The sequence below is a fragment of the Nocardia sp. X0981 genome (assembly GCF_977089955.1).
Genome location: NZ_OZ372435.1, coordinates 4,053,666 through 4,079,015, shown reverse-complemented (window position 1 = coordinate 4,079,015; position 25,350 = coordinate 4,053,666). Strand labels below are relative to the sequence as shown.

At 68.1% G+C, this 25,350-nt stretch carries 16 protein-coding genes and 1 pseudogene; 3 read left to right on the top strand and 14 right to left on the bottom strand.

Going from position 1 to position 25,350, the window contains the following annotated elements; genetic code table 11:
- Positions 1 to 2: 2 nt before the first annotated feature.
- Complete coding sequence (locus tag ACYR7D_RS18270) at positions 3 to 590, bottom strand: TetR family transcriptional regulator (RefSeq protein WP_459545781.1); 588 nt, start codon at positions 588 to 590, stop codon at positions 3 to 5.
- A 77-nt stretch (positions 591 to 667) separates the two neighbouring features.
- Here ACYR7D_RS18270 and ACYR7D_RS18265 point away from each other — a divergent pair, with 77 nt between their 5' ends.
- The gene (locus ACYR7D_RS18265; RefSeq protein ID WP_459545780.1) at positions 668 to 1,549 is read left to right on the top strand and encodes an SDR family NAD(P)-dependent oxidoreductase; all 882 of its coding nucleotides are present in this window, start codon (positions 668 to 670) and stop codon (positions 1,547 to 1,549) included.
- Positions 1,550 to 1,819: 270 nt separating this feature from the next.
- Here the strand turns inward: ACYR7D_RS18265 and ACYR7D_RS18260 are convergent, their stop codons facing one another.
- Entirely contained in the window at positions 1,820 to 3,187 is a 1,368-nt protein-coding gene (locus ACYR7D_RS18260; protein WP_459545779.1) for a glucose-6-phosphate dehydrogenase, read from the bottom strand.
- The gene (locus ACYR7D_RS18255) at positions 3,184 to 4,020 is read right to left on the bottom strand and encodes a glycoside hydrolase family 15 protein (protein ID WP_459550209.1); all 837 of its coding nucleotides are present in this window, start codon (positions 4,018 to 4,020) and stop codon (positions 3,184 to 3,186) included. Before ACYR7D_RS18255 ends, ACYR7D_RS18260 begins: the two co-directional genes overlap by 4 nt.
- Here ACYR7D_RS18255 and ACYR7D_RS18250 point away from each other — a divergent pair.
- Positions 3,984 to 4,382, top strand: a complete 399-nt coding sequence (locus ACYR7D_RS18250; protein WP_459550331.1) for a hypothetical protein — start codon at positions 3,984 to 3,986, stop codon at positions 4,380 to 4,382. The genes ACYR7D_RS18255 and ACYR7D_RS18250 overlap by 37 nt on opposite strands.
- Here the strand turns inward: ACYR7D_RS18250 and ACYR7D_RS18245 are convergent.
- The 11 genes and pseudogenes from ACYR7D_RS18245 to ACYR7D_RS18195 all read right to left on the bottom strand — a co-directional run.
- A pseudogene (locus ACYR7D_RS18245) lies at positions 4,335 to 4,706 on the bottom strand (trehalase-like domain-containing protein); the annotation flags it as partial. The gene ACYR7D_RS18250 and the pseudogene ACYR7D_RS18245 overlap by 48 nt on opposite strands.
- Before the next feature lie 60 nt (positions 4,707 to 4,766).
- Entirely contained in the window at positions 4,767 to 4,925 is a 159-nt protein-coding gene (locus ACYR7D_RS18240) for a hypothetical protein (RefSeq protein WP_459545778.1), read from the bottom strand.
- Positions 4,926 to 5,604: 679 nt separating this feature from the next.
- Positions 5,605 to 6,579, bottom strand: a complete 975-nt coding sequence (locus tag ACYR7D_RS18235) for a fused (3R)-hydroxyacyl-ACP dehydratase subunits HadA/HadB (RefSeq protein WP_459545777.1) — start codon at positions 6,577 to 6,579, stop codon at positions 5,605 to 5,607.
- A gap of 17 nt (positions 6,580 to 6,596) precedes the next feature.
- The gene (locus ACYR7D_RS18230) at positions 6,597 to 7,718 is read right to left on the bottom strand and encodes a class I SAM-dependent methyltransferase (protein ID WP_459545776.1); all 1,122 of its coding nucleotides are present in this window, start codon (positions 7,716 to 7,718) and stop codon (positions 6,597 to 6,599) included.
- Positions 7,715 to 9,103 carry an FAD-binding oxidoreductase gene (locus ACYR7D_RS18225; RefSeq protein ID WP_459545775.1) on the bottom strand — a complete coding sequence of 463 codons (1,389 nt, stop codon included), beginning with the start codon at positions 9,101 to 9,103 and terminating at the stop codon, positions 7,715 to 7,717. The genes ACYR7D_RS18230 and ACYR7D_RS18225 overlap by 4 nt, the downstream gene beginning before the upstream one ends.
- Positions 9,100 to 10,446, bottom strand: coding sequence for a class I SAM-dependent methyltransferase (locus ACYR7D_RS18220; RefSeq protein ID WP_459545774.1), 1,347 nt, complete (start codon positions 10,444 to 10,446; stop codon positions 9,100 to 9,102). The genes ACYR7D_RS18225 and ACYR7D_RS18220 overlap by 4 nt, the downstream gene beginning before the upstream one ends.
- A complete protein-coding gene (gene hsaA, locus ACYR7D_RS18215; protein ID WP_459545773.1) occupies positions 10,443 to 11,648 on the bottom strand; it encodes a 3-hydroxy-9,10-secoandrosta-1,3,5(10)-triene-9,17-dione monooxygenase oxygenase subunit in 1,206 nt (401 codons plus the stop codon). The genes ACYR7D_RS18220 and hsaA overlap by 4 nt, the downstream gene beginning before the upstream one ends.
- Positions 11,649 to 11,725: 77 nt before the next feature.
- A complete protein-coding gene (locus ACYR7D_RS18210) occupies positions 11,726 to 12,448 on the bottom strand; it encodes a class I SAM-dependent methyltransferase (protein ID WP_459545772.1) in 723 nt (240 codons plus the stop codon).
- Positions 12,445 to 19,695 (bottom strand): condensation domain-containing protein, encoded by a 7,251-nt coding sequence (locus ACYR7D_RS18205; RefSeq protein ID WP_459545771.1) that lies wholly within the window; start codon positions 19,693 to 19,695, stop codon positions 12,445 to 12,447. Before ACYR7D_RS18205 ends, ACYR7D_RS18210 begins: the two co-directional genes overlap by 4 nt.
- Positions 19,692 to 20,186, bottom strand: a complete 495-nt coding sequence (locus ACYR7D_RS18200; protein WP_459545770.1) for an OsmC family protein — start codon at positions 20,184 to 20,186, stop codon at positions 19,692 to 19,694. Before ACYR7D_RS18200 ends, ACYR7D_RS18205 begins: the two co-directional genes overlap by 4 nt.
- Positions 20,173 to 24,099 (bottom strand): amino acid adenylation domain-containing protein, encoded by a 3,927-nt coding sequence (locus ACYR7D_RS18195; RefSeq protein ID WP_459545769.1) that lies wholly within the window; start codon positions 24,097 to 24,099, stop codon positions 20,173 to 20,175. Before ACYR7D_RS18195 ends, ACYR7D_RS18200 begins: the two co-directional genes overlap by 14 nt.
- 46 nt (positions 24,100 to 24,145) lie before the next feature.
- On the opposite strand from ACYR7D_RS18195, the gene ACYR7D_RS18190 reads away from it, so the two are divergent.
- Positions 24,146 to 25,237 (top strand): aldo/keto reductase, encoded by a 1,092-nt coding sequence (locus ACYR7D_RS18190; RefSeq protein ID WP_459545768.1) that lies wholly within the window; start codon positions 24,146 to 24,148, stop codon positions 25,235 to 25,237.
- Positions 25,238 to 25,350 lie beyond the last annotated feature (113 nt).

Here is a 25,350-nt window from a genome sequence, read left to right as displayed (position 1 = left end):
ACCTACTGCGGGTCGGTATCCACGTGGACGTGGAGGAATCCTTGGTCGAGAAGACTGGAGCGGTCCGCTTTGCCGCCTGATCGCACCCATTGACTGGACACGGCATCCAGTACAGCGGTCGCGGCGTTGATCAGCAGATCCGCTGCGTACGCGTCGATCTCGACGCCCGGGCGAGCCTCGAGCGCGTCACCGACTCGCCGTCGCCACTCCGCTCGTCGTTGGTGGAGTCGTCCTATCAGCGCGGGGGTAGCCTCGATCAGCCGCAACGTGACCAGGACCTGCTCACTGGCATGGATCTCGCCCTGCCGAGCGCGGAGTACGTGATGTAGAGATTCCCAGGGGTCTTCGCCGGCAGGTCGAGCGGCGATGTCGGCGACCACGTCCCCGCCGGTGAGGTCGACGCCCTCGAAGACGACGTCATCCTTGGTCGGGAAGTACCGGAAGAAGCTGCGCTTGGTCATACCGGCCGCGCTTGCGATCTCATCGACAGTCGTGTTCTCGAAGCCCTGGCGGGTGAACAAGTCGATGGCTACCTCGGCGATCTCGGCCCGCACGGCTCGCCGGGTCCGTTCCCTCAGTCCCTCACTCATGCACTCAGACTAAAACTATGCACTCAATGACTATAGTGTCACCAAGTGACAGGAATCGATGGAGTGGAGTGATGGTTGTGGATGGCAAGACCGTGCTGGTGACCGGAAGCACCGGAGGGATCGGGAAAGAGACAGCGCGGCAGTTGGCCGACCTGGGCGCACGCGTGATCCTCGTCGGGCGCGACAAGAACCGCGCCGATGCCGCCGTGGAGGAGCTCCGCGGCTCCAGCGGGAACCGCCGAGTCGAGGCGATAACTGCCGATATGTCCCGGCTCAGCGACGTGAAGCGCCTCGCCGAGGAGGTCAGCACCCGGAGTCGTGGCGTCGACGTGCTGATCAATAACGCGGGAGCGACCAGATCTCATCGTGAGGTGACCGAGGACGGTATCGAGACTGCGTTCGCGGTCAACGTGGTCGCGCCGTTCTGCCTCACGCACTGGCTGATGCCGGCCCTGACATCCTCGGGTGGGGGTCGGGTCATCAACATCACCGGCGGCATCCCGAAGGGCCGGATCGACCTGGACAACCTCCAGGGTGAGAAGTCCTACGTCGGCTTGTCCTTCTACAACCAGACCAAGCTGGCCCAGATGGCGATGAGTTACCGCTTTGCCCAAGAGGTCGAAGGGTCGCCGGTGACGCTGAACGTGGCCTACCCCGGACATGCGTACACCTCGATGAACAGGGACCTCACCATCGGCGCCTACCCGCCGCTGGCTCGTCCGATCGTGCCGCTGCTGCGGCTGGCGATGCCGGTGCTCTATGGCCACAAGGCGCTGATCGAGGCCACACGGTCCAGCATTCACCTCGCGACCAGCCCCGAGGTCCGCAACACCAACGGCACCTACTTCAACACCAAGGCCATTCCGACCCCGTGGCCCGATGCTGTCTTGGACGAACGCACGCGCAACACGATCTGGGAACTGTGCGAGACGCACCGCGCCCGGTTGAGCGCATCGTGACGCCAGCGATCACACGAACCGACGTGCTTCCACCGTGAAGGCTGGATACACCTACAACTACCACCGGCCACACAGCGGTGCGGGCGGTCGGCCACCAGCGTCGCGACTCCGAGACGGTGTCACCATGAGGTACCGCGAGCTACCAGTGACACCTTCTTCCTCCCGGTGGGTGGATCACAGACCACGAACCCGGTTGTCCGCTGCGGCAAACCTTCCACTACACATGGTGAACGTGGGCATCGGACGCTTCCACGGCCGCAAAGCTGTCCATCAGCCGCGGCCGACCGCCGGGCCCAGTGAACCGGCGGGGTAGTCGTCGAGCGGTATCAAATCTCTCGACCAGGCCGAAATGATCGGGGTGACCACCCGCCAGGCCTCTTCCGCCTCGTCCCCGCGGATGGACAGGGCCGGATTCCCGAGCAGCACGTCGAGCAAGAGCCGTCCGTAGGCGGGTAGGTCGGGCGGTTGGATCGGTGCGGTCATGGTGACCGGGACCAGAGTGTCCACGGCAGCGCCGATGGTCGTGAGGGCGAGAGTGAGGTTTTCGGGGTCGAGTCCGAACCGCAGGACGTTCGGTGTTGTCGTCCCGTGGTGGCCGAAGGGCATATGGGGGACCGGACGGAAGTGGATGGCAACCTCCTTGCGGTCGACGGCGAGAGCTTTGCCGGTGCGCAGCACGAAGTTCGTACCGGCCCATCGCCAGTTGTCGATCCGCAAGTGGACTTCGGTGAAGGTTTCGGTGCGTCGTCGCGGGTCCACGCCGGGCTCGTCGGTGTAGGCGGGGACGTGGCGATCGCCGATCACGCCGGCGCTGTATCGGCCGCGACGGGTACGGTGCGGTATATCGTCGTCGGTCAGGGGGCGGATCGATCTCAGGACGTCGACCTTGCGGTCGCGCAGATCGCGTTCGGACAGGGTGATCGGTGGTTCCATGGCTACCAGGCAGAGCAGTTGCAGGAGATGGTTCTGCACCATGTCCTCGAGCGCACCGACACTGTCGTAGTACCCGGCGCGGTCCTCGAGGGTGAGCGTCTCGTCCCAGATGATCTCGACGTCGGTGATATGCGCGCTGTTCCAGAGTGATTCGAGTACCCGGTTGGCCAACCGGCTGCCGAGTAGGTTCTGCACAGTGGTCATGGCGAGGAAATGGTCCACCCGGAAGACGGCCTGTTCGGGGATGAGATCCGCCAGCAGCCGGTTGAGGGTTTCCGCGCTGGCCAGATCCTCGCCGAACGGTTTCTCGAACACGAGCCGGCTGCCGTCCGGGAGCTGCGCGGCGTGCAGTGTCCGGATCGCGGTGGGGAACAACGCCGGCGGCAGGGCCAGGTAGACGGCCACCGGTCCCGCGCCGGCGATCGTATCGGCAACCTGCGCCGGGTCCTGTATATCGGCCTGCCGGTATCGCGCAGCCGTGAGTATCGCCTGCCGGGTGTCGCCCGAGATGTTCGGGGCGTACTGGTCGAGCTGGGTCGCGGCCCATGCCCGGAACTGTTCGTCGTCCCGGCCCTTCCGGTCGGCGCAGACGAACTCGAAACCCGCGCCGAGACGACCGGTTTCGTGGAGAGCGGCCAGCCCCGGTAGGAGATAGCGTCCTGCCAGATCACCTGTGCCGCCGTAGATGACAAGTCGTCGGATCATCGTGCGGCCACCTTTGCACGTGCGAGGTTCACACCACTGGCGATGACGCCGATATGGCTGAACGCCTGCGGGAAGTTGCCCATGACCGCGTCGGTGGAGGGGTCGATCTGTTCGGAGAGCAGGCCCAGCGGGCTGGCGCGGGCGCACAGGGAGTCGTAGAGCTGCTCGGCCTCTTCGATACGGCCCTGCAGAGTCAGGTTATCGATCAGCCAGAAGCTGCACAGGACGAAGGCGCCCTCATCGCCGGGCAGGCCGTCGGGTGATTCGTCGTGCAGATACCGGTAGAGCAGTCCGCCGCCGGCGTCCAGGCGCTCGGCGATCGCCGCCGTCGTCGCCACCATGCGCGGATGGCCGGCCGGGACGACACGGCGCAGCGGCAGCGCCAGCAGGCTGGCATCCAGCGCGGAACCTCCGTCGAGATGGGCGCTCAACGTCCGAGTCCGCTCGTTCCAGGCGCGTTCCAAGATGGACTCGCGGATGTGCGTGGCGGTGGCGCGCCACGTGCCGACGGGCCCGGGTAGCCGGAAACGCTCGCCGATCGATGCGGCCCGGTCCAGCGCGACGTGGCACAGCGCCGCACTGTAGGTGAACGCACGGCCCTCGCTGCGGGCCTCCCAGATCCCTTGGTCCGGCTGCGCCCACGCGCGGCCGGCCATCTCCGCCAAACCGGCCGGACCGGCCCGGAGGACAGGCTGCAGCTCGCCACCGGACCGCAGCCATTGGTCGGCGCAATCGAGGATTTCGCCGTAGAGGTCGTGCTGGCGTTGATCGGCGGCGCCGTTGCCCCACCGGACCGGTGCCGAACGCCGTAACCTTCGAGACCGGCGTCCGATACCTCGTCCGGTACCGGGTCGCCGTCGAGGTGGTACATGATGCGCGGCCGGTCCCCGCGTTCGACGGCGTCGAGGGCCCAGCCGAGGAACGCGTCTGCCTCGCCGTGGAAGCCGAGGCGGCGGAAGACGAAGACGGTGAAGGTGGCGTGCAGGCCGGGTATCGGCCGGTTGCTCCGCAGAGGCAACCGCAGACGAGGCCGGGTACTCGGGCGGATCTCCATTCCGCTCAGCACGGGCTGTACCTCGGCCCCGCCCCTGGGCAACAATTCGACGGCCAAACGGACCCGGCCTTCGATGACCAGGGCGCTGCGAACGAGTTCCGCTCTGTCGGCAGCAGCGTCCTCGCCGAGGTCGGCGCCTGAACGCAGGACCATCGCATCGGTCAACCGGACGACGCCGGTGGCGCAGCGCAGCTCGGTTTCCAGCACCCCGGTGGCCGGGAGATAGCGTTGGCGGCCCTCACGCAGTTCCGCCGGTGCGATGGTGAACGTCCCGCCCCGAGCATTATCGAGCAGGCCGCAAAACAGCGGTTCGGCGTCGAACCGTGGAATACACAGCCAGGGAATCGATCCGTCGACACCGACCAGGGCAGCCGTCGTGCCGTCTCCGATCAGCCCGTAATCCTCCAGAGGCAGGTAACCATCGACCCGGCGTATCGGCCGAAACGGTGGATCGGGGTCGTACATCACACCTCCTCCACGGCACACGGCGAAGCGACGGCGGATCGACCGAAACGGATCAGCGCTTCACGACATCGCCGAGTTCCTCGTCCGGCGCCTCGAATACCCCTTCCCGCCGTCGAACGCGAATTCACGGGTCGTCACCAGCCGGGCCGACCCGCCACTGGAGAAGCAGCCGCCGCATTCGCAGGCGCTCACCGGGGCATAGCCGACGAGTGCTTTCATCGCCTCGCCTCTTCAACTCGAACGGTCGTAGAACAGCATGCCGAAAAGCGGATCTCTGGCCAATCTAGCAGCCCTTCACCCGGTTGCCGGTGATCGTTACCACCACGCGATCCTCCGCCGAGGGACATCCGAAGGCGCTGCGGAACACGCCGCCACCACCACCATTCCGAACGCATGACCATATCGACGAACTCCTCGCCACCGAATGCCCGGGGATGACCGATGCCGGGCACGACGCGGTCGCCACTGGGCCCGCCTGCAGCGGTCGCGTGGTCGCCGACGCCTGCCGTGGCGGCTGTCATCTGTCCAGTTCCTTCGCCCCGGCGGACGAAGTCGCGCCGGGAATGCCCGCCCTCGGTAACGATAGGATTTCCTGATGATCCAGACAGCTGCCCTCGACAACGACACCTTCGCCCCCGTATCGATGTAGCAGCCGGAGCCCCGGCAGACAAGGCGAAGCTGCACCGACCACTGGAGGTGAGGTTCCATCGTATGGAACAGAAAGCAATCGTTGGCGCCGCCCCCCTGTGGGTTAGCACTGGTGTCCGGAGGGGAATCGACCACTACGCCCACACGCTCCACCAGCGAAAACTCCTCCGGTTGAGCGACCACAGTTGATGCGCACAGCGGGTCAACAGCCTCGAGGGGAAGCGTACAGGCCGCACCGCAGACGGTGTCGTCAGACCAGCCCGACGGTCGCCGAGGCAGCGCCGAAGGCAGGCGTATCGGAGTAGTGAGCAGTCAGCGAGATGGTGGCACGCATCGCAACCGGATCGATGGACCGGACCACCGCTCGAAATGTGACATCCGCAGGCCGATGCGCCTCGAGTACGATCGGTCTGGCGAATTGGACGTAGTAGGCCACGACACGGTCCGCCGTACCCAGCCACTCGCTCAGACAGGCCGCACCGAGTCCCATGGTCAGCATCCCGTGCGCGGCGACGGCGTCCAGACCCGCGTGCCGAGCGGCGGCATCGTGCCAGTGGATGGGATTGATATCGCCGGAGACGCCCGCGTAGTGGACGAGTTCACCGCGGGTGAGTCGCATTGTTATCGGCGGGAACTCCTGCCCTTGGCGGAGGTCCGGCACGGCGGTGCGTCGGGCACTCCCTCGCGGCCGGACGTCGGCGGCTTCCGGAGATGGCGGAGTCCGGATGGTCTCGGGTCCGGGAAGGTCCAGCATGGCGAGCGCTTCCGCGGTCGGCGAACTGCCGTGGTCGCGGCCGGCCAGGGTGGTGTGCACGGTTTGCACGACAGCTCCGGTGTCATCGTGGATAGTGGTGGTGAGAGCGATGAGCTCACCACCTGCCGACGTGGACCGGCGGGAGTCCACCGTGATGTCGTGGGTCAGCCGGTCGCCTGCCGTCACCGGGCGGTTACTGCGGATTTCCTGCTCGACATGGAGAAGGTGCGCCGGATCGTAGCCGTCGAGCGCCGCGCGCATGAGCTTCCGATGCGCCGGGAAGGTGACCGCGGAGGCGAAGGTGATCGGCGCGAGCAGCCCCGGGTGTCCGAGGTCGCGGGCCGCGGTGTCCTCCCAGTGGGCCGGATGGAAATCCTGGACGGCGCGGGCGAAGTCGCGGATCTTCTCGCGACCGACTTCGTAGTGGTCTGTGGCGGTGTATCGGCGACCGACGGTCGGGTGAATGCGCATGGCGAGCGATCCTCGGGTCAGTGCGGTGTCCGGGCGGCGAAGATCCGCTGGCCGTGCGCGGCCAGCGGCTGCTCCGGCCCGGGCAGTACGAGCCAGGGCGCGAGATCGGCGGCGACGAGTTCGGCCCGCCATTGCGATTCGGTCAGGAAGATGCGGTCGGAGCCCGCGCGCACATCGTCGACGCCGGGGCGTACTCCCCCGGGTCGAGGTGACATCAGGAAGTGCATCGAGGTGAGCAGTTGGGGGTGTTCCCGGCAGGACTCGATCACCAGTAGGTGTCCGCCGGGGCGGAGCAACTCGCGTAGCCGACGTAGGGCCACTCGGCAGTGGTGGGCATTGTGCAGCACATTGGCGGCCAGCACGATATCGAAGGATCGGGGCGGTGGGAGTTCGGCATTGAGGTCCACCAAGGCGAACCGCAGCCCTGGGTGATGTGCGAAACGGGTACGGGCGGCATCGAGGAAGAACGACGACACATCGGTGAAGTGGTATTCCACCGGGCGGCCGTCGAGTTGCGGGAGGAGATCCGCGGTGGTGCCGCCGACCCCGGCACCGAGTTCGAGGATCCGTACCGGGTGACGATCGCCGGAGAGTTCGTCCACCGCTCGTGTGATAACCCCGGCGGCCGCGGCGTTGAGGTACTGATTCACCGGGTTGTCCCGGTACGCTCCCTCGGCGGTGAGGAGATCGCCGTCGGGGAACAACAGTTCCTGCGCCAGCACCCGGTCCTGCAGCAGCTCGAGCGCATGCCGGTTGGCGTCGGCGAAGAACCGTGTGAGCTGCGCGGGGAAGCCGAGATCGGCGCAGGCCCGCTCGAGATCCGGTCGCTGAGGGGTGGGTACCGCTCGCAGCGAGGCGAACCCCCTGTTCGCCTCGTGTTCCAGCCATCCGTGTGTGCTGAGCAGGGCGAGCCAGCGCCGCAGCAACCAACGGTGCCGCGGCGCAACCTGCAGCATGGCGACCAGGTCTTCCTCGGTGCGTGGTTCCGGCCTCGACAGCGCGGGGCGCAGTACTGCTGCCATGGCCCCTAGACCGAACAGATCGAGGTCCGCGCGGGCGGCGAGGCACTGGCGAGCATCGAAATACGCGACCGACTCGGCGGCCTGCCGGGCGATCGCGAGTGTCTCGTCGCCGGTCACGGTGCCTCGTTCAGCGGTGGGATGTTGTGATTGCAGCGGAACGTGTTTTCGGGATCGTAGCGAGTCTTCACCCGCTGCAAGCGGGGATAGGACGCGGGGTGGTAGGCGCGGCGTACACGCTCGGGTGTGGCGGTGTCGTCGAGGATTCCGATATAGGGACCGCCCGCGGAGCATCCTTGCAGCGCGTCCACCACCTCGGCGATCCAGGCGCGCGAAGCGGTGAGGTCGGTCCCGGCGGGACCACCGGAGAACATGACCGCGTGGTAGGCGGCGTCATGATAGCCGAACGCGGTCGCGTCCACCGGCATACGCTGCAGGGCGCCCCCGAGTCGATGGACCGACACCAGTGAGTACGGAGTCGGCATCCGCGCCGCGAGCTCGACGAGCGCGTCGACGGCATCATCGTCGAATGCGCGGAGCCACTCGGTGCCGGTCGCGGTGCCGTGTCCTTCGTGGAACGCTTGTTCGGTGTTGCGTTGCAGCTCTGGATAGGTCACTGGGCGGATGAGATCGAGTTCCGGCTCGCCCAACCGGCGCAGCGCCGTCAGTTCCGTTCGCGCTCGGTCGGGGGCGCCGAAGTGGGCGACGGTGACCGCGGCCATGGGCGGTCCTTCCGGGGCGGTGGGCGGCCAGTGCAGCAGAGTGGCGCGCAGTGCCATTTCGTCGGACGCCTCGGCGCACAGCTCTTGGAATGTTCGGAAGACACCGGGTCCTCGGTCGAGCCGGAACAGTAATGTGCCCGCGTGCACCTGTCGGATCGGGTAGAGCTCGAGCTCGAGCGCGACCACGATGCCGAAGTTGCCGCCGCCACCACGAAGCGCCCACAGCAGGTCCGGATGGTGGTCGCCGCTCGTGTGCACGAGCCGTCCGTCGGCCAGCACGACCTGCGCGGAGCGGACACTGTCGCAGGTGAATCCGGCGATGCGCTGGAGCCAGCCGCTGCCACCGCAGAGCGCGGAGCCAACCACGCCGACCGTGGACACGTCCGCTCCGGTCACGGCCAGTCCGTGACGATGGCAGACACGGTCGAATTCGGCCCACGTGACACCTGCCCCGACGACGGCTCGCCGGGTGGACGGGTCGATGGTGACGGTTTTCAGGCCCGAAAGGTCCAGCAGCAGGGAGCCGTCGGCTGCGGGATGCTGCGCGACTTCGTGTCCGCCGCCACGTACCGAGACGGGTAACCCGTGGTGCTGGGCAGTGGTGACCGCTGCCCGGACGTCCGGCACCCGGGTGCATCGGACGACCGCTGCCGGTCGTTGGTCGATCGCCGAGTTCCATCGCTGCCGGGCGCGGTCGTAGCCCGGTTCGCCCGGTGTCAGGACGGCGCCTCGGCAGGCGGAGCGGAGTTCGGTGAGATAGCTCGACGGTGTGGTGGTGGTCATGCGGCGGAGGACTCCTGGACGACGGCAATGGGCGGGAGCGGCGGCGCGGTGGTGAGCAATTCGAGGTAGTCGGTGAGCACTTCCGGCATCCTGCGCCGCAGATATCGCGCGAACGGGTTGTTGCAGAACGTGTTCGGCGGGTCGTCGGGCCAGGCGGTCGGGTCCGGCTGGTGTTCGGGGCGGCCGGCCGCGAGCAGTCGGCCGTCGGCGGAGTCCAGGAGTACCGCGTAGTCGGCCGGGAGCACCGCCGCGACCCGGGCCGGTTCGACCGCTTCTGCGGATTCGTGGTCGAGCAGCGCGTTCGGAATACCGGTGACCAGGGTCGTTTCCCGTCGTACCGAATCGGCGAGCGCGCGGAGCCGCCCGGCGGTGTCGCGGGCGGGCAGGTCACGCCACGGGATCGTCCGGGCAGGCGCCGACGAGGGTGCGTCGACGGTCAGTACCACATCGTACCGATACCGGGTGAGTTCGCTATCGGCGCGCATGGGCTTGGCGTAATAGGCGGCGCGCACCGATCGCGGGTGTCGGCGGGCGAGGTCGGCGAAGATCCAGGGGTCACAGAGCAATTCCTCGTCGGCGTCTACGCGCGCCGTGGCGCACCGGTCGATCTCCTCGGCGCTGCGACCGGGCCCGAGGGCCTGCTCCAGCCATCGGGCGAAATCGTAGGCGGTGGCAAGGTTGCGGATATCGCCGATGACGACGGTGCCTCCGGGCGCCACCAGGTCGAGCGCGTCGTCGAGCACTGCGGTGAGATAGCGCTCGTCGGGGAAGCATTGGGTGACGCTGTTGAGGAGTATGCAGTCGGGTCGGCCGTGCGGAGCCAGCTGCTCTACCGCGGCTGTCACTCGGACATCGGTGAGGTGGTGCGCGGAGGCCTGCACTACCGAGACGCTCGGTAGCTGCCGCGCGCGTAACCGCTGCACGACGGGTCCGGCCGGGTCGAGTCCCACATAGCTTCGGGTGAACGTGCGCAGGCGGTGTGCCAGGAGTCCGCTGCCGCAGCCGATTTCGAGAACGGAACGCGGGTTCCCCCGGCGCACGAGTCCGACGGCGTGCTCGATCCATTCGAGCATGTGCTCACGGGAGAACGGCGCACCGGTATCGGAGGCGCGCCAGCCCGAGAGATCGAGGTCGTCGCCGTGCCGCAGCTCGTCGGACGAGTACACGAACTCATAGACATGTCGCCAGTGCTCGAGGTACTCGGCGACAAGGGCCCCGGGAGCCGGTCGCACGGCGACTGCGTCCGCGGCCGGGCGGACCATCAGAGCGCCGTGCTTCCGGTCCCATTGCGCCGAACCCACCCAGGGGTGTCGAGTGAGTACGGAGATCAGCTGTTCGGTCACGAGGTCCGCGCCTCGGACACTGCTGCCAGCTCGGACGCGGCGAACATCCGGTAGACGCGTTCGGGGTCGTTGGCCGCGTGCGCGCGTCCGGCGTGCACATCACGCCAGAAACGCTGGACTGTGCTGTCGGGTCGCAACGCGCGGCCACCGGAGTTCTCGAACAACCGGTCGATCGCGGCTACGGCACGTTCGGTGCCGCGAACCTGATCGCGGCGTAGCCGTAGCCGCTCACGTGGTCCGATCGGTCGCTCCGCCGAGGCCAGGCGGTGCAGGTCGTCGATATTGTGTGCCAGTTGCCGCCAGGCCGCGTCGATCTCGGTGGCGGCGAAAGCGATCCGTTCCAAGGTGGCGGGGTCGTCCCGGAAGGCGTCACCGGTGTAGCCGGTGTCCTTGCGCGCATCACCGGGCAGGGCCGCGCGGACGCGGTCGTGTTGCTGTTCGAGATGGGCACGGTAACCGCCGCGAGCCATGCCCACGACGGCTGCGGTGATAGCGCTGGTGTGCAGGCAGCCGAACGGGATCCGGTACAGCGGGCCGCCGTTGAACTGCTGTCCGGGTGTGCGGCACGCGGTGACTGCGTCGGAGCCGAGCATCCGATGGGTGGGCACGAAGATATCCTCGACGAGGATATCGTTGCTTCCGGTGCCTCGCAGTCCGATGGCCTGCCACACATCGGTGATGGTGTAGTCGTCGGCGGGCACGAGGAAGGTGCCCGAATCCACCGGTTCCCCGTCGACGATCACCCGCGCGCCCAGCAGTGCCCATCGGGCGTGGTCGCACCCGGAGGCGAACCCCCAGCTGCCGCGGAGCCGGTAGCCGCCCTCGACGGGGACGGCTGTGCCGGTCATGGCGTACGAGGAGCAGATCGGTGTGTCGGGGCCGGCGCTCCAGACGTCGTCCTGGGCACGGATGTCGAACAGCGCCAGATTCCACTGGGAGACACCGAGAACCGCGGCCACCCATCCGGTGGACCCGCAGGCCGAGGCCAGATCGGTGACCGCGGTGTAGAAGTGGGCCGGGTGCGCTTGGTACCCGCCTTGCCGTTCGGGCCGGAGCAGGCCGAAGAACCCGGTGGCGGTCAGCTCGGTGAGGGATTCGGCCGGGATCCGCCGGGCCTCTTCGGTGTCGCGTGCGCGTTTGCTCAAGGTCGGCAGCAGGTCACCGACCGCGGCGAGTACCACTGTGGTGGCGTCATCGGTCATTGCGTTGTCCTCTGTGGCTCGAGTGGTCCGGAGCGGCTGCGGCTCCGGGATACGGGATACGGGATACGGGGTAGGTATCAGCGGGTGAACCGCAGCAGACCGGTCGCCTCATCGAGGTCGACCCGACGAAGTCCGGCTGTGCGCGCCTCGGCGGTCAGCCGATCGGCGTCCGCCGGCCAGACGTGGTGTTCGGTGTGGACCTCCTGCACCAGGTCTTCACCTCGGTAGGCGCGGTAGGTCATCCGCCAGATCAGTGACTCCGCGTCCACTGGATCGGCTCGGCTCCAGCCTTCGTAACGCAGGTCACCGGCCCGGGCGGTGGTGTAGCGCCGTTCCGGTGAGGCGTCGACCCTGCCGGGGCGCTGCACCTCGACCACCGCGTCACCGCCGGCGGCGAGCGCAGCGGCGATCGTGGCCCATACCCGCGGACGGGTGGCGGTATCGAAATGCCCGATCACTCCGAGTGCCACCACCGCCGCACACTGCTGTGGCAGGGGGGTTCGAAGGAATCCGCTCGGTAGCACTGTGATCCGTTCGCGCAGGTCTCTGCGGGCAGCCAATCGCGACAGCAGCACGGCCCGCATCGCGGCCGCCGGTTCGACCGCCACGATCCGGGCGTCGGGCAGGGCCTCGGCGACGAGCACGGTGGACAGTCCGGTGCCCGCTCCGATATCGATCACGGGGCCTGCGATCGTGTCCACCTCGGACAGCAGTCGAGTCAGCACCGGTTCCACCGCGGCCACATAAGGGGTGGCCATGAGGTCGTAGAACTCCGCGGCGGCGGCATAGTCGTCGGTCACGGTGTCTCCGAATCGTCGAGGCCGGCCAGCATTTCCGAGATCAAGTGGGCGACCGTGGTGACGGCCGGTGGCCGCAGCAGCGCGTAGTGGTGCGCCGCGACCGGCCGGTTGTCGATGGTGACGCGGGTGTATGCGGCCCACCCGAGGTCCGACAGGTCACCGCAGTCGTCGACGCCCATCCCGACGCCGGAGTTGTGCGGTGCCGGAACATCGGCCCGCACGAGCAACAGTTCGAGTCCGTCACCGTCCAGGTCCCCGGTGTGATGACTGCCGAGTGCCCGCAGATGCCGGCGGAAGATGTCTTCCTTGAGCCGCTGGTCGGCCGGATTCGCGCGATCGACGAGCCCGGCGGCCGCGAGTCTTCTCCGGATTTCGGCGCGTTGCTGTGCGTCGGGGCTTCGATCGAACTCGGAATCGACGATATCCATGCCGATCTCCAGATCGAGGAACGCGGCAAGCGATCCGAGGTAACGCATCCAGAACCGGGCGCCGTCGACGTGGTGGATCCGGTCGGCGATGTTCGAGTCGATCAGGACGAGCGCCTCGACCGTCGCGCCCGCGGCCCGCAAGCGCCGAGCCACCTCGTGGGCGAGGATTCCGCCCATCGACCAGCCGCCTATGCGGTAGGGGCCGACCGGCTGCTCGGCACGTATCACCGCTTCGTACACCTGCGCCATTTCAGCGATAGTTTCCGGCGCCGGCGCTCCGGCGAGCTCCGGATCCTGGACTCCTATCACCGGTCCGCGGGTATCGAGCATCCGCACCAGGTCGAGATAGCACAGGACATCGCCGCCGGTGGGGTGGATCAGGAACAACGGCCGGCCGGTACCGTCGCGCAGCGGCACCAGACAGTCACGCGGAACCGGCGGTTGCGGTGCCTCGTGGCGGGCCACCGAAGCTACGGCGGCCAAGGTCGGATCGGCGAGGAACTCGCGCGGCGTCACCACCAGGCCCAGTTCGTCACGCAACCGGTTGAGCATGCGGATGGCGTTTACGGAGTCTCCTCCGGCGGTGAAGAAGTCGGTGTCGCGGTCGATTTCGCCGGGGACATCGACAATCCGCTGCCAGAGTTCGGCGATGGCCCGTTCGGTGCCGGTCGCGGGCGCACCACCGACCGGCGCCGCAGCAGGGACGTCGCTGCGCCGAGCCGGTTGTTCCAGCTGGGGCACGTCTACTGGTGTCATCCAGGTGTCCGGCCGTTCGACGAGCGCGGTCACGTTGTCGCACACGTCCGCGAACAGTGTGTCGAGCACGCCCGGTGGGAACAGTTCCGCGACGGCGTCGAGATTCACTGCCACCGAATCGTCCCAATCCCATTGGAAGACCTGCATATCCAGGGCTACCTGCGGTGTGCGCACGCGCTGGTAGAACTGGCGGACCTCCACCGTGTCCGGGGTGCCACCCGGTGGGTGCAGCCCGAGGGTGCTGTGGAAGACGACCGGCGCCTGCGGGGCGGTGTCGCGTCGGCGCCGGGCGAGTTCCCGCAGTACCTCGACACCGGCGACTTGCCCGTGGTCGAGCATCGTGGCGGTGGCTTCCTGCACATGCCGGGCAGCGTCGAGGAACGTCGGCTGCTCGGGCAGGGCGATATCGAGCAGTACCGTACCCGCGTAGGGACCGATGGCGTGATCGAGATCTCGGGGCAGGTGCAGCCGGTTGAGGTACAGCACATTCAGCAGGAACCGGCGGTGCCCGGCGAGCCGGGCCAGGGCCAGGGCCCAGCAGGTGGCGAAGGCGGCTGTCGGGGTGATGTTGTATTCGGCGCAGTGTTTGCGCAGGATCGCCATCTGCTCACCGGTCACCCGGAATTCCCGGCGTTCCAGTACCTCCGGACTCACCTGATCGAACGACACCGCGAAGGGCAGGGCGGGAGCCGGGGGCAGATCGTCGATCCGCTCCCACCACCACTCGCGCTGCGCCTGCCACTCGGGTTCGTCGCGTTGGCGAGCGATGGTCGCGACATAGTCGCCGAAGTGGGCGGTCAGTGGCGGCAGTACCGTGTTCGGATCGTCGAGATAGGTGAACAGTTCGGTGAACATCAACTGCACCGACCATCCGTCGGCGACGAGCAGGCTGCATACGATGTGCAGGCTCAGCTCGTCACCGGGTAGCCGGACGGCGGTCACGGCGAACGGCCAGGGGTCCATCCGGGGACCACTGCGCTGCAGGGCGGACCGGACCTCGCCGAGTTGCCGATCGATCTCGCCGGTGCTCGCCCCCCGTAGGTCGAGATGGGTGATGGGCAGCGTGGACAGTCGCGGATCATCCTCCGGCAGTACCTGCTGGGTGCCGTCGGGCAGCAGAACCGCCCGCAGCATGGGCTGGCGCTCCACCTGCCGGTGCACCGCCGTATCCAGCAGGGTTGGATCGATACCCGAAAGCCGGAAGTCGACATAGTTGTGAGCCGAGTCGTAGCTGAGGGCGTACCCGTGCTGCTGGCCCACCCAATACGCCTGCTGCAGGGGTGTCAGCGGGAACGGCGCGGTCGGATCTTCTCGACGGGCCAGTTCGACGGCGGCGGCCGAGATACCGGCGCGGCGTTCATCGATCAGTACCGCGAGTTCGGCGAAGGACAGATCGCCCACGAGATCCGCCACAGGGACCGCGACACCGAGCCTGGTGCGGACCATGGTGGCCATGCGGACCGCGAGCACCGAGTCGCCGCCCAGGCTCACGAAAGTGGAGTCGGGGCGCACCGATCCGGGTTCCAGCCCGAGCACCTGATTCCAGATGTCACCGACGACCTCGGTGACCTCTTCGTCCTGGCCCGTTCGAGCAGCGCCGGCATCGGCGGCGGTCCACGCCTGCGGATCCGCGACGAGTCGGCGCAACCACTCCACGTAGGAGGCGAACGCGGTATCGGCCGCCACGGGATCGAGCGCGGTTTCGAGCACATCCCACTGCAATTGCAGGCCGTCGGCGTGCACGAACGCCTGGTGGTCGAGCCACACCTGTGGAGTTTGACTCACTCCGTGCACGATCCGGCCGGCCCACTCCAGATCGGGGGCACCACCGACCAGGTCGACCACGTCGAGGGCGCTGGTGAACACGACTGGCAGCAGCCGTCGCTGCCCGGTGCGGGTGGACAGTTCGGCCAGCACATCCAAGGCCGAGTATTCGCGGTGATCGATATCGTCGAACAGCTGCCGCTGGGTGCGCGCAGCGCGTTCGGTGAACGACCCCGCACCGGCGCGGTCCACCTCGTGGGCCAGCAGCGTGGTGAAGTCACCGATCGCGGAGTCGATCCCGGGCAGGGCCACCGGCCGGTCTATCAGTGTCAGCGCCAGGGTGAACCGGTCGTCCCCGGCCCAGGCGGCGAGCACATCCGCGTAAGCGGTGAGCAGCACAGCGGATGGGGTCACACCGTGTTCGGCGGCCAGGCTGCGCAGCCGCTGCCATTCCGTGGGATCGAGCCGGGCCTCCCGCCGCCCGAACCAGGGCTGGGTCTGGGTGCGCGTATGCGTCGGCAGGTTCGGCGGGCCGGGCAACTCGGCCATCCGTTCCTGCCAGTACGCGGCCGCCCGGTGGCGGTCGGCCGAATCGGCACGGGCCTCGGTATGTGCCACGTAGTCGGAGAACCGGGTCGGCAGCGGAGGCAGAACCGGGGCCGGGTCGGTGTAGTACGTCCGCAGGTCGCGATCGAGAACGAGGAAGCTACCCGCATCGCAGATCAGCGCGTCGATGCCGATGAACAACCGGGTGGTGGTGGAGTCCAAGACCGCGGCCCGCACATCGAACAGAGGCCAGCGGTCGGGCCGGTGCACCCGGTGCGACAGCCGGCGCCGCAACTCGGCGAGCGTGTCTTCCCGTGCTTCCTGAGCCGAGGTAGTGAGGTCGTGACGGCGGATCCGGAAATCGGGGACTTCGGGCAGAATCCGATTCCTGCCGTCCTCGGTGACCACGGCGCGCAACATCTCGTGCCGCTGGATCACACGGTTCCAGGCCTGCTCGTAGCGGCTCAGGTCGAGATCCGCGCAGTCGTATTCGAGATAGATATGGCATGACACGTCGCTCAGGCCGAACGCGCCCGACCGCCCCACCCAGTACGCGTGCTGTACCCGGGTGAGCGGGAACGTCGGGTCCTCGGCAACCGAGATAGCGGGGGCCGCGGGCACCGGAATATCGACGCTTGTCGCCGCGGGCGCCGGTGATCCGGTTCCGGCTGCCGTAGCGGGTCGACGGTCCCGTAACAACGTGGCGAAGTCCGCCACGGTCGAGTGGGAGAGCAATTCACGCATCCGGATATCGGTGTGTTCGCGCTCGTTGAGAATGTCCAGCATGCGGGTGGCGAGCATCGAGGTGCCGCCGAGCGCGAAGAAATCGGCCTCGGGGGTAGCCACCGTCTCACCGAGCGTCTCCGCCCACAGCGCAGCGACGGCATCCTCCTCCGGTATCGCGAAATCCGCGCGGGCGACAAGCTCTTTCCCATCGCGGTGATCCGCGGCCGCCGTGGCGCCGTTCGTTACCGGCAGCGCGGGGATGGTCGGCCGTGGGGTCTGCTCGTGCCCGGCGGTGTCCGAAGCTCGGGCGCCCACCGTCGCGAGGTCGGGCCGGATCTCCGGTGCGGAAGCGGTCACGCTCTCTGTCGGCGGCGCGGCAGTGGTGTCGGCGAGGTCGCCACGTCCGGCAGGTGCCACCTCGGTGGCAGTGGGCGGGTCGATCCAGATACGGCGCCGCTGGAACGGATAGGCCGGCAGGCGAACGCGCCGTCGCCGGCGGTGTAGCGCCACCACATCGACATCCGCACCGTCGCACCACAGCTGTCCGATCGCCGAGAGCATGACCGCGCGGTCCGATCCGGTTGCCTCCGCGGCATCCGGCAGCGTGGTCAGCGTCCTGGCCAGCCGGGGAAGTTCGTTGCGCCGCGTGAGCGCGGCGAGTGCGCTGCCGGGTCCTACCTGGACGACGCTGGTAGAGGCCGCGGTCGTGGCGGCCCGCAGGGCGGAGGCGAACAGGACCGGCTCCCGCAGGTGCCGGGTGAAGTGTTCGCTGTCGAGCGTATGGGCCCGCTGACCGGTCACCGTGCTGTAGAGCGGCAGCGTGGCCGGTGCGAACGCGACGGATGCGGCTGCCGCTCGCAGCGGTTCGACCGCGGCGGCCACCGCCGGTGAGTGCAGCGCCGAGTCGACGCGCAACCTGCTGCATTGGATCGCGGCGCGTCCCAGCGCCGTGGCGAACGCGTCGATCATCGCGACGGGACCGGAGACCACACACGCGGTCGGCCCGTTCACCGCGGCCAGCGCGAGTTCCGGATAGCGGGTCAGCGCGGTACGCAGATCCTCCTCGGCGAGCGCGACAGCCAGCATCGCACCGGGTGCTGCCGCGGCCAACGCCAGTGACCGCACCGCCACCAGATGAGCGGCGTCGGCCGGATCGAGGACACCCGCGACTACTGCGGCCGCGTATTCGCCCAGGCTGTGGCCGACCACACCGTCCGGTTCGATCCCGTGGCCGCGCAAGGTCGCCGCGGTCGCCAGAGATACGGCGAACAAGGCGGGCTGACCGTAGCGGATATTGTCGACATCGCGGCGGTCGGCACGGCCGGTGACGATCTCGCGGATGTCGTAGTCCAGCACCGGCCGCACGGCTTCGGCGCATCGATCGATCCACTCGGCGAAGACCGGCTCGTCGCGGTAGAGACCGGCGCCCATTCCCGAGTACTGGGCGCCCGCGCCGGGGAAAGCGAAGACGATATCGGGCCGGCCGTTCGGTACCTGGCCGATGGCAGCCGGGTGGGGGCCGGCAGATGTGTCCGTCAGTAGGGCGGCTCCCCGCCAACCGGAATCCGGATGTCGGCCGCTCGAGGCCGTGTAGGCGTAATCGGCTCGCTCCGCCGCCGCGATGGTGACAGCGTGGTCGAGCTGGGCGCGACAGGCGTCTTCCCCGGCGGCCGAGACGAGCAGCAACTGGGCGCGCGAGTCGTCCTGGCCTTGTCCGTCCTGGCCGGGACCGTGTTCGAGGACGATATGGCAGTTGACGCCACCGATGCCGAACGAACTGACTCCGGCGATCCGGGTGCCGTCGCGTTCCGGCCAGTCCCGGGTCTGCTCCACAGGTTCGAGAAGCCCGCGCAGGCGTTCCAGCTCCGGATGAGCCGGACGAGCGTGCAATGTCGCCGGGAGTCGTCGGTGCCACAGCGCCAGCACCGTTTTGATCAGGGACGCGATACCGGCCGCGCTGTTGGTGTGGCCGATATTGCTTTTCACCGACCCCAAAGCGATCGGCTCCGCCGCTGTCCGCTCACCGAACACCGCGGCCAGCGCGGACAATTCGATCTGATCGCCGAGCGCGGTCGCCGTACCGTGCGCCTCGATGAGATCGACGGCATCGATTCCGATATCGGCGACCGCCAGCGCCTCGGCGACAGCTCGCGCCTGACCCGCGGCGGAGGGTGCGGTGAAACCCGCCTTACCGCCGCCGTCGTGGTTCACCGCGCTGCCTCGGATCACCGCATAGATGGGGTCGCCGTCGGCGAGGGCATCCGCGAGGCGTCGTAGCACCACCATGCCGACGCCCTGGCTGTGCACCGTCCCGGTGCTATCCGCCCCGAACGCCCGGGTGTGCCCATCCGCGGAGAAGATCGCGTCGGGCACGTGCAGATAGCCACGTCCCTGCGGAACGATCAGCGAGGCGCCCCCGGCCAGCGCGGTATCGCACTCTTCCCCCAGCAGCGCCTGCGCGGCCACGTGCACTGCCACCAACGAGGTCGCGCAGGTGGCCTGCACGGCTACTGCCGGGCCGGTCAGCCCGAGACGGTAGGCGATCTGCTGCGGAAAGTAGTCGGTGAGGGTGCCCGTCTCCGCCTGGAGGCGGCCCAGCGGGTCCCGCTCGGCGCCGGTCCGATACGCGACGAGGTTGTGTTCGAGGTAGTCGCTGCGGGAGGCCCCGGTGAAGACACCGACCGCGCCCGGTCCCGCGCCACCGCGGTGACCGGCGTCGCCCAGTGCGTCCCACGCGCATTCCAGAAGTAGACGCAATTGCGGATCCATCAGCGCGGCATCGTGGCCGACGACGCCGAAATGCTCCGGGTCGAAGTGGTCCTGGCCGTCGATGACCGCCCCGACCGGGACATAGTTACGGTGCTCGCGCAGGTCGTCGGGCACTCCCCGAGCCACGAGCTCGGCATCGTCGAACCTGGTCAAACCCTCCCGTCCCGAAGCGATCAGGTCCCAATAGGCGGCGATGTCCGGTGCACCCGGGAATCGGCAGGCCATCCCGACCACGGCGATGGCATTGTCGTCGTTCACGATTCGATCTCCAGTTCCGAGTCCACGATCAACCGGCCCCGTGTCATGGCCAGTACCGGGCAGGACGCTTCGACGAGCCGATGCAGCTCGCGATAACGGGTAGGGTCGGGCCCGGCCAGCCTGGCGCGGACCCGGATACGTTCGGGCTGTGCCGGGTCGGTGAGCCCGAACACGCCACCGAGGTCCACATCGGCGTCGACATCCACCGCGAGCGCGGTGATCTCGATGCCCAGACGCGCCGCGTGGAACCGATAGGTCACGGCCTGGCAGGCGCCGAGCGCGGCCAACGCCAACCCGATCGGGTCGGGTCCGGCGTCGGTGCCTCCGGCCGGGACGGGTTCGTCGACCACGAACGTGTGCCGGCCGACGCATACCTGCATTTCGGTAGGGGTGCCCGGCCGGTGTTCGGTCCGGGCGCGGAACCGTTGTCTGCGGTCGGCCGCGCGTGCTGTGGCGGCGCGCAACCGGTGCACGGTGTCAGTGAACGACATCGGCGAGCCTCGCATTCGATCGGTGGGCGCGCCGGCGGCGACCGCGGGCCGCAGCGCCGGTGAGATCGATGGTCACGGTCTCGCGCGCTGGAAGATCCGGCGCGGTGTGTTCGACGATCCAGTCCACCAATCGCCGGATCGTGCCGAGCCGGAAGATGTCCGGCACCGTCAGCAGCGGGGTGAGTGTCCGCAGCTTGCGGTGAGCACGGACCAGCGTGAGAGAGGTGGCGCCCAGATCGTGGAACGGCGTGGTCGTCGCCGGCTCGGGACCGAGCAGCTCGGTGAAAACCTGGGTGACCATCGATTCGATCCGGACACGGTCGGCCGAAACCGGAGTCGTCGGAGGGCGCAGAACGAGCTCGGCGGTGACCCCCACCCGCACCTCGGCGATCACCCCGTGCGCCGTGGCTGCCGTGTGCAGCCGGCGTACCCAGTCGCCGGCGTCAGTGGCGGTAGCCCCGTCGACCGCTTCCGGACGCAATGTGACAGACAGCCCCAGTGCTTCCGCTTCGCGCGCCACATACAACAGCCAGTGGTCGCCGGTTCGGCTCGTCGAGTCGGCAGCGTTGCCGGGAGTGTCCGCGAAACCTCTGGAGCCGGCGTTCCGGGTGACCGCGGTGTCGCCGGGAACTCTCGAGGGCACCGGCCCCTGCACCTCCGGTGCGATGCGCGGAGGCATCGGCCGATCGCCGAGGGTCGTCTCCCGGGTATCCGGACGGGACCGGTCCGATGATTCGGGCTCTTGTTCTACGCCGGACCGCCGGAAGGGATTCGGTAGCCGGGAGTGGTCGACTTTTCCGTTCGAGGTCAATGGCAGTGCCTCGACCGTCACCCAGCGGGACGGCACCATATAACGCGGTAGCAGCCGTGCGGCGTGCTCGGCGAGTTCCGTGGTATCGAAAGGCGTTTCACCGGCGACCAGGTAGGCGACCAATCGCGGCCGGTCGTCCGCCCCCGGTACCGCGGCGGCCACCGATCGGCGCACTGCCGGATGCCGGGCGAGCGCGGCCTCGATTTCGCCGAGCTCGATGCGATGGCCGCGCACTTTCACCTGCCGGTCGACGCGGCCGAGGAACTCGATGGTTCCGTCCGGGCGCCACTTGCCGAGGTCACCGGTGCGATACAGCCGCCGGCCCAGCCGCGGGTGGTGAATGAACCGCTGGGCGGTCTGCTCGTCGTCACCGACGTACCCGCGGGCCAGCCCCGCACCGCCGATGTGCAATTCGCCGGGGACACCTACCGGGCAGGGGTGCCCTTCTTCGTCAAGGACCAGGAAGAACTGCTCACGCAACGCCCTGCCGTACGGCACACTCGTCCATTCGGACCGCACCTCCTGCACCGGGTAACAGATGGACCAGATGGCGGCCTCGGTCGCACCGCCGAGGCTGATCACTCGCACGTGATCGCCGATCACCGCACGGAGCCGCTCGGGCAACGACAGCGGTATCCAGTCACCGGACAGCAGGAGAACCCGCAGCGAGCTCAGCCGCGCCGCCGCCGCGGGATCGGCCTCGGCGTACTCGACGAGCATCTCGGCGAGCGCTGGTGCGGTATTCCACACCGTCACGCGATGGGCGCCCACCAGCTCGCACCAGTGGCCGGGGTCGCGCAGCCGGTCGGCGTCCGGAAGCACCAGCGCTCCCCCGGCCCCGAGCACACCGAACAGGTCGTACACCGATAGATCGAAGCTGAGCGCCGACAGTGCCAGGACCCGGTCGTCCGGGCCGATACCGAAGCGGTCGTTGATATCGTCGATCGTGGTCCGTGCCGCACGATGCTCGATCGCGACACCCTTCGGCTCCCCCGTGGATCCGGAGGTGAAGATGACATAGGCCAGATCACTGTCCGCGACGGCTATCGGTTCGGCGACGGTGACCGCCGCGGGCAGGTCGTCGATCGGATGGACTCTGATGCCTTCGGGAAGCTCCACGACGCCGGAGACCAGGGCGTGCGCGATTCCGGCCCGGCCACAGACCGAGGCGATCCGCGTGGCGGGCCAGTCCGGTTCGACCGGCACGAATACTGCTCCCGCCCAGAGTATCCCGTACACAGCAGCGATCTGTTCCGCGGACTTCGCCGCGACGACGGCCACTCGATCGTGCGGACGTATGCCGGCGGCGAGGAGCCTGCCCGCTACCGCACGCGCCCGGGCAGCCAGCTCACCATGGGTGAGCGATCCCGTGGTGGTCACCACCGCGGTGGCATCCGGCCGCATTGCGGTCCGGTGGTGCTGCGGTTGTGCGAGCAGCCCTGTCCCGAGACCGTCCGGCAGTGGTCGCACCCCTTCGAAATGGGGGTTCCAGCCAAGGTCGACCGCGTCCCAAGTGTCCTCGTCCTCGGCCAGTCGCCGCAGCAGGCGTTCGTGGGCGGAGAGCATCCGCGTGACGAAATCCGGTGCGAATGCCTCTGTGACGGCATCCCAGGCCAGTCGCAGCCCGCCCGCCTCGTCCCAGACGATGTGATCGAGGGTGACCTGCGGTGTCTGCGATACTCCGAACGTCTCGTCACCCAACCAGCCCGCGGCCGGGCTGTCGGGTCTACCGAGCCCGACACCGCTGGTGAACACGACAGGGTAGCGCGGGGTGAGATCGGCGGCCTGCTCGCGCTGCACCTCGACGCCGCTGTACGAGCGATGCTCCAGGTCGGCCCAGAAGCGCGTATTGACCCGCCGGGCGAACTCGGCGAAGCCCTGCCACTCTCCGGGGTTCACCTCGGGGATCTCGACCAGCGCGGTGGTGCTGAAATCTCCGACGACTCCCTCGGCCTCCACACTGTCGGGGCGATCGAAGAGCGTGGTGTTCAGGCAGAATGCCTCGCCTGCTCCCCACCGCGCCAACGTGACGCCGAAGGCCGCGAGCAGCACCGCCGTGGGACTGAGACCGCGCTTCTTCGCGGCCGCGCCGAGGGCTGACCAGTGCTCCGGCGCCAATCGCGCCTCGTGCCGGCGGAAGCGAGGACGGTGGATGGTCTCCGGGGCCACGGCATAGGGCAGTCGTGGTCCCGGCGGCAGCGCCGTCACACGTTCCTGCCAGTACAGGCGATCACGGCGGCGACGCGATTCGTCGATGGTACGACGATCACGCAGAATTCGCAGGAACGACGTCGAAGGGCGTGGGAGGACGATATCGGGGTCGGCCACCAGCTCACCCCACTCCCACATGAGCTGGTTCCAGCTCGCCATATCGAGCACGATGATGTCGAAGCCGATGAACAGCCGCAGCGCACCGGACGGCAGGATCGTCGCGTGGATGTCGTAGAGGGGCCATGTCGCGCAATCGCGGACCTGATGGGACTTCTCATCCCGTAACCGGGCCAGCGCCGCGGCGGCGTCGGCGGCGGAGCCGCGCAGATCGCCGACCCCGATCCGGTAACGCTGTCCCGGTGGCAGTACCCGCTGACGACCGTCGTCGGTGACGACAGCGCGCAACATATCGTGTCGGGCCACCACGTGGTTCCATGCCGCTTCCAGCGCGGCGATCTCGGCGTGCGGATCCGAGGTGACGAAACGGGCGGGGTCACGGTCGAATTCGAAGTAATAGAAGGTGGCCACCCCGCCGAGCGGCATACCCGCTTCCCGGCCCACCCAGTACGAGGCCTGGATGGCGGTCAACTCCCCCTCCGTCACCGACTCGGTTGCCGGAGCCGGCACCGCGAGGCCGATCTCGGGCTGCACGGTCCCCGCGCCGTCGCGGCGCTTGTCGACCTCCGCGGCCAGCGACCCGACGGTGGCTCCCACGAACGACTCCAGCGGTACCCGGATTCCCGTCCGCTCGGCCAGACGCAAGTGCAGACGCGCCGCGAGGAAAGAGTCCAACCCGTATTCCTGCAACGGAATATGGCCTGTGATGCCGTTCGCATCTATCCCCAGAACTGTTGCGGCGCACCGCCGCACTTCATCTTCTGTTGTCGGCATCTCCAGCCCTTGCTCGGCGAACTCAACGCGCTTACGCTAAACGACAATGACAACGATTTTCAACAATGGGAATGCGCTCGACTGCTACCGGACTTTGGGCAGGTCGGGGTTGCGGGTCTCGCCGCTGGCACTGGGCACGATGGCCTTCGGCACCGACTGGGGGTGGGGAGCCGACAAGCTCGAGGCGCGGCGCATTTTCGACGCCTACCTCACCCAGGGCGGCAATTTCCTGGACACGGCAGGCAACTACACCAACGGCACCGCCGAGGAATGGCTGGGCGAATTCGCCGCCGCCGATCGCGAGGCGCTCGTCCTGGCCACCAAGTACACCCTCCTGCGGCGCCCGGCCGACCCGAACTCCGGTGGCAACCATCGCAAGAACATGATCGCCTCCGTCGAAGCCGCGCTGCGCCGGCTCCGCACCGATTACCTCGACCTGCTCTACCTGCACATGTGGGACGACCTCACCCCACCGGAGGAGATCATGCGGGCCATGGACGATCTGGTGCGCGCGGGCAAGGTGCTGTACGTGGGCATCTCGAACACGCCGGCCTGGCAGATCGCACGGATGCAGACGATCGCCGATCTGCGCGGGTGGACACCGCTCATCGCGGTACAACTGGAATACAACCTGACCGAACGCACCACCGAACACGACATGCTCCCGATGGCGCGCGAGCTGGGTCTCGGCGTGGTCGCCTGGTCGCCACTGGCCGGAGGCGTGCTCACTGGTAAGTACACCGAGGCCGATCTCTCCGCTGATTCCCGTCGACCGGCGCTGGGACATACCCGCCGAGATCTGATCGACGCCAACGGCGGTCTCACCGCGCGGACACTGTCCATCGCGGCGACCGTAGTCCAGATCGCCCGGCAACTCGGCCGGTCACCGGCGCAGGTGGCCCTCGCCTGGCTGTTGCATCGGCCCGGGGTCACCGCGCCTGCCCTCGGCGTACGGACACGCGCGCAGTTCGACGACAGCCTCGGCGCATTGAACCTGACCTTCGAAGACCACCATCTCGCCCGCCTCGACGGTGTGTCCGTCGTCGCGCCGGGCTATCCGCACAACGTACTCGCCCGCCCGATGGCACGCCGGAGCATCTTCGGCGATATGCCGGTTCGACCAGGATCCCTCGGCTGAACCGTCCCACCCCGATCACCACAGGAAACCACGTTGTCATTGTTCGATCTGTTCACCGACCGCCTACTGCGCAGACCTCGGGGCCCGCTGGCCCGGCTGATGTGGCGCGATAT